This window comes from Pirellulales bacterium (assembly GCA_035499655.1).
Taxonomy (GTDB): domain Bacteria; phylum Planctomycetota; class Planctomycetia; order Pirellulales; family JADZDJ01; genus DATJYL01.
In genome coordinates, this window is record DATJYL010000238.1 from 1 (window position 1) to 7,747 (window position 7,747).

The 7,747-nt window shown below is 57.6% G+C and carries 5 protein-coding genes; 3 read left to right on the forward strand and 2 right to left on the reverse strand.

What is annotated here, in order from left to right:
- Positions 1–151: 151 nt before the first annotated feature.
- Positions 152–391 (reverse strand): hypothetical protein, encoded by a 240-nt coding sequence (locus tag VMJ32_18695; GenBank protein HTQ41050.1) that lies wholly within the window; start codon positions 389–391, stop codon positions 152–154.
- Positions 392–442: 51 nt separating this feature from the next.
- A complete protein-coding gene (gene acnA / locus VMJ32_18700) occupies positions 443–3,265 on the reverse strand; it encodes an aconitate hydratase AcnA (GenBank protein ID HTQ41051.1) in 2,823 nt (940 codons plus the stop codon).
- Between the two features lie 374 nt (positions 3,266–3,639).
- Here acnA and VMJ32_18705 point away from each other — a divergent pair, with 374 nt between their 5' ends.
- From VMJ32_18705 to VMJ32_18715, 3 genes are all read left to right on the forward strand, one after another.
- Positions 3,640–5,157, forward strand: coding sequence for an AAA family ATPase (locus VMJ32_18705; protein ID HTQ41052.1), 1,518 nt, complete (start codon positions 3,640–3,642; stop codon positions 5,155–5,157).
- Positions 5,158–5,570: 413 nt separating this feature from the next.
- A complete protein-coding gene (locus tag VMJ32_18710; protein HTQ41053.1) occupies positions 5,571–6,206 on the forward strand; it encodes a hypothetical protein in 636 nt (211 codons plus the stop codon).
- Positions 6,207–6,228: 22 nt separating this feature from the next.
- Positions 6,229–7,747, forward strand: a 1,519-nt coding sequence (locus VMJ32_18715) for an ATP-binding protein (protein HTQ41054.1), incomplete at its 3' end; no start/stop codon positions are given.

The window sequence follows — 7,747 nt, forward strand, 5'->3', positions numbered from 1 at the left end:
CGACCCGCGGCAGTTGTGGGTCCCCGATCCGCAGCCCATTTTTAATCTCAATCCCAGCGAAGCCGTGCGGCGATTTGAAAGCACGCTGGAACCGGTCGAAACGCCTTTGGCGTAACGTATGCAAACGACGTTCATTCAACGACCGCGGCGTTCATTCGACGGCATCGAACCACACGGCCAAATCGTTCCACGATTTCGGATGAGAGATTTTTCCGTTCAGCGGCTTCCAGCGCAAACCGCCGACGCTAACGATCAGCGTGCCCAGCTTGCGGTCTTTCTTCTTCCACTTGCCCCACACTTCAAATTTCACGCCGGGCTTGCCGATTAAAATCGATTGCTCCACTTGGGCCGAAACCCACTTGGTCGGCCGCCCTTTCCGCCTGCCTTTCATCGCTGGCTCCTTCGGTTGGGAATCGCACAATTGCCATATCGCAATCATACGTTAACCACGAAGAAGCTTCCGCAATACGGTTTGCAAAATGCCGCCGTTGCGGTAGTAATCCAACTCGACCGGCGTGTCGATGCGGACTTTCGCCTCGATTTTCTTCGTCGAGCCGTCGGGGCGCTTCGCGGTCACTGTGATGGCGCCACGCGGTTGCAGTTTTTCATCCACAGGAATGTCAAACACTTCTTCGCCAGTAAGCCCCACAGATTGCCACGTTTGGCCGGGCGGTAATTGCAGGGGCAGGATGCCCATGCCGACCAGGTTGCTGCGGTGGATGCGTTCGAAACTGGAGGCCAGCACGGCCCGCACGCCTTGCAGCATGGGCCCTTTGGCGGCCCAATCGCGGCTGGAGCCGGAGCCGTATTCCGCGCCTGCCAACACGACCAGCGGCACGCCCTCGGCTTTGTATTTCATGGCCGCATCGTAAATGCTCATTTGCGCGCCGTCGGGCAAATGGCGCGTGACGCCCCCTTCCGTGCCGGGGGCCATTTGATTGCGAATGCGAATATTGGCGAACGTGCCGCGGGCCATTACCCGGTCGTTGCCGCGGCGCGATCCGTAACTGTTAAAATCGGCCTGCTGCACGCCGTGTTCGATCAGAAATTTTCCGGCCGGACTTTTGGCGGAAATGGAGCCGGCCGGGGAAATGTGATCGGTCGTAATCGAATCGCCGAATGCCGCCAGGCAGCGGGCGCCGTCGATCGGTTGGATCGGCCCGGGCTGCGGCGGCAGACCGATCAAAAACGGCGGCTCCTGGATGTACGTGCTGTCGGGATGCCATTCGTACAAATCGCCTTCGCTGGTTTTGATGGCATTCCACTTGGGATTGCTGTCCCAAACTTTGCCATAGCGCGACTGGAACATGGCCGGCGTGACCGAAGCGGCAACGGTTTTGGCCACCTGCTCGCGCGTCGGCCAAATATCTTTGAGATACACATCTTTGCCGTCGCGGCCCTTGCCGAGCGGATCTTTCGTCAGATCGATGTCGGTCGTGCCCGCCAGGGCGTAGGCCACGACCAGCGGAGGGCTGGCCAAATAATTCGCTTTCACGAGCGGATTCACGCGCCCTTCAAAATTGCGGTTCCCGCTCAGCACGGCAGCGGCCACGATGTCGCCATCGGTCACGGCTTTGGCCACCGGTTCCGGCAGCGGACCGCTGTTGCCAATGCACGTGGTGCATCCGTAGCCGACGGTTTGAAAGCCGAGCGTGTTCAGCGCCTCGGTCACGCCGGCTTGCTCAAGATAATCGGTCACCACGCGGCTACCGGGCGCCAGGCTGGTTTTCACATACGGCTTTACTTTCAAACCATTCGCCGCGGCGTTTTTGGCGAGCAGACCGGCGGCGAGCATCACCGACGGGTTACTGGTGTTGGTGCAACTGGTGATGGCGGCAATCACCACCGACCCGTGCTTGAGCCGCTCGTGGTGGCCATTGAAGGCGACATCAATGCCTTCCAATCCCGGATCGGCCTCGGCCACGGCGGCAGCGGCTTCGGTGGTGGCGGCTTGCGCGCCGTTGCCAGTGCCTGCCGGCGGTCCGCCTTCGCCTTCCCAACTGCTAACATTGGAAAGTTTCGACGCGCTGTTTTTGCCGTAGGTATTGATTAAATCGTGCTGCCAGCGCGTTTTCATCATCGACAGCGGGACGCGATCTTGCGGGCGCTTCGGTCCGGCCATGCTGGGTTCCACCGCGCCCAAATCGAGCCGCAAGGTTTTGGTGTATTTGATGGGCGTTTGTCCGGCCTCGTCGGTACGGAATAAGCCCTGTTCCTTGAAATAACGCTCCACCAAATTCACTTCTTCCTTGGTGCGGCCGGTGAATCGCAAATAATTGAGCGTTTCGGCATCGACGGGGAAGTAACCCATGGTAGCGCCATATTCTGGCGCCATGTTGCCGATGGTCGCGCGATCGGCCAGCCTCATCGTGCTGACGCCGGGGCCGAAGAATTCCACAAATTTCCCCACGACGCCTTCCTTGCGCAGAATTTGCGTGACGGTCAGCACCAAATCGGTAGCGGTCACGGCGGGCTGCATTTCGCCCGTCAGCTCGAACCCGATGACTTCCGGCATGAGCATGTACAGCGGCTGGCCCAACATGTTGGCTTCCGCCTCAATGCCGCCGACGCCCCAACCCACGACGCCCAGGCCGTTGATCATCGTGGTGTGGCTGTCGGTGCCGACCAGGGTATCGGGCAGGGCAACCGTCTGGCCATTGATTTTCCGCAGGAACACCACCTTGGCCAGGAATTCCAAATTCACCTGGTGCACAATGCCGATATTCGGCGGCACGACTCGAAAGTTGTTGAATGCCTTTTGGCCCCAGCGTAGAAACTCGTAACGCTCGCGGTTGCGGACGAATTCCAAATCGACGTTGAGATCCAGCGCGTTGGCCGCGCCGAAGTAATCGACTTGAATCGAGTGATCAATCACCAAATCGACCGGCACTAACGGATTGATTTTTTTCGGATCGCCCCCCAGCCGCTTCATGGCCGCGCGCATGGCGGCCAGATCGACGACGCACGGCACCCCCGTAAAATCTTGCAGCACCACCCGGGCGGGCTGAAAGGGAATTTCCAACTCAGCGGGCTTTTCCGCCTGCCAGGCGGCGAGATTTTTTACGTCGACTTCGGTCACGGCGTACCCGTCGCAGTTACGCAGCACAGCTTCGAGCAAGATGCGGATCGAGAACGGCAAAGCCGAAATGTTTCCTAACCCGGCGGCTTCCAATTTGGAAAGCCGATAGAGCGTCGCCGTGCCGCTTCCGGTATCGAATGTGCTTTTCGCTCCAAACGGATCGAAGGAACTGGAGGCTGGGCTCATGACGATTGCACCAGGGTATATGCGCTATGAATCATGTTGAACTGTGGATTATCAGGCAGGAACAAAACCAGCAAATCCGCCGTCTCGTTTGCTGATCCGTGTCGGTATTCTAGTGGTTTTCGGGTGAAATGTCTGGGGGGGCCGCTTGCTTTCCCCAGGGGACCGTTTCGCGCTGCATTTTCGCTCTAACCGCTACCAGCGGCCGAAGATTTGTCGGTACCTTTTGGCAGTTTGACCCTAGCGCAGGGAAAAGTAGATTTCATGCGCTGCCCAAGCCATCTCAACCAATTTGGGGGTGCAAGGGTTGCGCACGTCAGGCGCTTGCCATGTTGCGCCTTCGACCCGCGAAAACTGTCCCTCAGGAAACCCGCTCCATGTCCGATCACTCTGTTCAGGAATTGCTCAGCCGGCTTACCAAATCTGGCGGCGAGCAAACGCCTGCCGATTCCTGGGCCGCAGTTGCTGCCAGCACGCCAGACCACGCCCCCGATACCCCAACCGCTACGACACAAGCGGGGCAACAGCGGCAGGAGAAGCTGCACCACTTGCTTGGGCAAATTGCCACGCTCCGTGCTGAAACGGTTGGGCAAACATCTGCGACGGCTGACTCAGCGGACAAACCTGCCGACTCGGAAGAATTCTTTCCGACGGAACCCGCTTCCTTCCGCGAGGCGATGCTCTCCGACAGCGAAGTGGAAGCCCTGATCTTAAAATTCCTGCTGTCCCGGGGCGATGCCGCCGGCCGTGACGTTGCCGAGCAACTCAAGCTGCCCTTCGTACTGATTGAAGTCGTGCTGCGGCAGATGAAGCAGGACCAATTGGTGTTTCATCGCGGCTCGGCGCCCATGAACGATTATCAGTTCCAGTTGGCCGAACTGGGCCGTGAACGGGCCCGCCGGCTTTCCGATCATTGTACTTATTATGGTTCGGCGCCCGTGCATTTGAAGCACTACATTGCCAGCGTCCAAGCGCAATCGCTCACGCAGCAACGCCCCACGGCGGAGAGCCTGCGACAGGCGTTCGAAGATTTGCTGATTAGCAAAAAAATGATGGCCCGTTTGGGACCGGCCATCAATTCCGGACGAGGATTGTTTTTGTACGGCGCCGCGGGCAACGGCAAAACCAGCATTGCCGAGCGTGTGACCCAGGCCTTCGGGCAATATATTTGGATTCCGCGCTCGATCGGGGTCGATGGCGAAATCATCCGCCTGTACGACCCCAGCAACCACGAGCTGGCCCCGCGCGAAAACCCGCCAGGTTTGCTGAATAACCGCAAGATCGACAAGCGCTGGGTTCGCATCAAGCGGCCAACCATTGTCGTGGGGGGCGAGCTCACGATGGACAACTTGGAAGTGACGCTGAATACCTCCACGGGCATTAGCGAAGCTCCCGTGCAAATGAAAAGCAATTGCGGCACCCTGGTGATCGACGACTTCGGCCGCCAACGCATGAGCACCAACGAATTGTTGAATCGCTGGATTATGCCGCTGGAAAAACGCTACGACTATTTGAACCTGGTCAGCGGCAAAAAAATCCAGGTGCCGTTCGATCAGTTAATCATCTTTTCCACAAATCTGCAGCCCAAAGACCTCGTCGACGAAGCTTTCCTGCGGCGCATTCCCTACAAAATTGAAGTGATTGATCCAACGGAAGAAGAATTCCGTCAATTGTTTCAAATGATGTGCCCCAAGTTCGGTTTTGAGTACCGCCCGGAGACCATCAATTATTTGATTGACAAACACTACAAACAAATGCAGCGCTCGCTCCGCTGCTGCCAGCCCCGCGATCTGTTGCTCCAGGTGCGCAATTTCTGCTCGTTCCATCATCTGCCGATGGAACTTACCAACGAGTATTTCGATTTCGCCGTGGACACTTATTTTGCTGTGATGTAATTCTTTGCCGGACCTGCCACGGCAAAGCCCGGCGGCTTTGCCGCCGCATACGCATCACTTCGGCATTCTCGCGCCGTCAGCGGGCCGACGCCGCCAGCTCATCTTCCAGCGCTGCCAATCCTACCGAATTCATACATGGAATCTGCAGATGCAAACTGCGGTTTCCCGCAGCCCATTCTTGCTCGGTCTATTTGCCAGCTGACTGCTAGCCGTTCACGATGAATTCGTTTGCCACCCAAAGCGGAATAGGCTTTTTCAAGCTATGAACTTACAGAGGCAAAAGCTGGCAACATCGGGCTTGCAGTGAACGGGATGCAAGTGCATCGCGAACTCTTCAGGCTGCTCTTTTGCTATCCGCCAGGGGGGCGTTCTTCCGATTGATGGCCGACGCCTGGTTGCACAGGGAAAAGCTCATGGAAACTGCAGTGACTCCGGTTTCGAATGCCGTCTGTCTGCGGCGCAACCGCTGGCTGTTCGTGTTAGCTGTATTGTGGATTGGCGCCGTCCTGGCGGGTTTATGCGTGCTGTCCAATTACGCTGGCACGCCTGGTTCGGCAGGAAATCCTCCCAAACAGTGGCCCACCGATACCGCTCTCCAACTCAATCCCCACGGCGCCACACTGGTCATGTTCGTCCATCCGCATTGCCCGTGCTCCCGGGCCAGTTTATCGGAACTGGATCGTATGGTGGCGCATTGTGAGGGTTCGGTGACACCCTGGATCGTGTTTTACAAGCCGGCCGACATGCCGCCGGGTTGGGAGCAAAGCGATTTGTGGCGCAGCGCCGCCGCCATTCCCACCGCGCACGTGATTAGCGACCCTAACGGCGTCGAAGCCGGCCGCTTTCATGCTTTTACCTCCGGGCAAACAGTCTTGTACGACGCTCAAGGACAACTTTTATTCAGCGGCGGAATTACCGGAGCGCGCGGTCACGAGGGCGACAACGCCGGCGAAACCGCCCTGGAAGAACTTGCAAATCACGGCGCTTCGGGCTGCCGCGAATCGCCGGTGTTTGGATGCCCGATTATCAATCCACCTGCCTCGCGGTGACCGTTTTCTAGTGAGCCTGCCCATGAGTTCGATGACGACACCAAGAACATTGGACCCCGCCATCCAGCAGCGGGCCGCTGAGCTTTTCACGCAGCACCAGCGGCAGATTTACGTGCGGACCGACCGCTTGTTTGCCGCGCTGATGATGTTGCAATGGCTGGCCGGCATAGCCGCCGCCTTTTGGCTGTCGCCACGGACTTGGACTGGACCGATAAGCCAAACGCACCTTCACGTGTGGGCCGCGGTTGTATTAGGCGGCGCCATTACTGGCGTGCCAGTTCTGATGGTGTTTAGCTTTCCCGGCGCAGCCGTCACGCGGCAAGCAATTGCCATTGGACAAATGCTAACCTCAGCATTATTGATCCACCTTACCGGCGGCCGCATTGAAACACACTTCCACGTGTTCGGATCGTTGGCTTTTTTGGCCGTGTACCGCGATTGGCGAGTGTTGGTGACCGCTACCATTGTCGTCGCAACCGACCACCTGTTGCGCGGAATTTTTTGGCCGCAATCGGTGTACGGAGTGCTCAGCGCCTCTTGGTTTCGCACGCTAGAACATGCTAGCTGGGTGCTGTTTGAAGACGTCATCCTGATCTTCGCCATTTATCAAAGCAACCTGGAGATGTGGGAAATCGCGGCTCGCCGGGCAGAACTGGAAGCCACGAATGTGCGCATTGAAAACACCGTCGCGGAACGTACGGCGGAATTACGCGCCCGCGAAACGGAATTAAAACGCGCCAAGCAAATTGCCGAGGCTGCTAGCCGCGCCAAAAGCGAATTCCTGGCAAACATGAGCCACGAAATCCGCACGCCGCTTAACGGCGTCGTGGGCATGACCGAATTGGCTCTCGATACGCAGCTTAATTCCGCCCAACGCGAATATCTGAACACCGTCAAATCGTGCGCCGACTCATTGCTCACTGTCATTAACGACATCCTCGATTTCTCCAAAATCGAGGCCGGAAAGCTGAGCATGGAACAAATCAGCTTCGATCTGCCCGAGCTGCTGGGAAATACTTGCAAAACCTTGGGGCTCCGGGCCCATCAAAAGGGTTTGGAGTTAGCTTGCCGCGTGCCAGCCGACGTGCCGGAGTTCATCGTGGGCGATCCCGGCCGGCTACGGCAAGTCATTGTGAATTTGGTCGGCAACGCCGTCAAATTTACAAAACAGGGCGAGGTCGTCGTACAAGTCGAACTCCGTTCTCGGAACGATCGATCCGTGAACTTGCACTTCACCGTAACGGACACCGGCATCGGTATTTCGCCGGAAAAGCAAAGCATTATTTTCCATGCCTTCGAGCAGGCTGACACTTCCACGACCCGCACCTATGGCGGCAATGGGCTGGGCCTGGCCATTTCGTCCAAGCTCATCGAGCTGATGGGGGGCAAAATTTGGGTCGAGAGCGAACTGGGGCGCGGCAGCACGTTTCATTTCTCCGCCGACTTCGGGATTTCGAACGAAGCCGGTAAGCAAAAATTGTACGACGCACAATTGTTGAAAAATGTCCGCGCCTTGGTGGTGGACGACAATGACACGAATC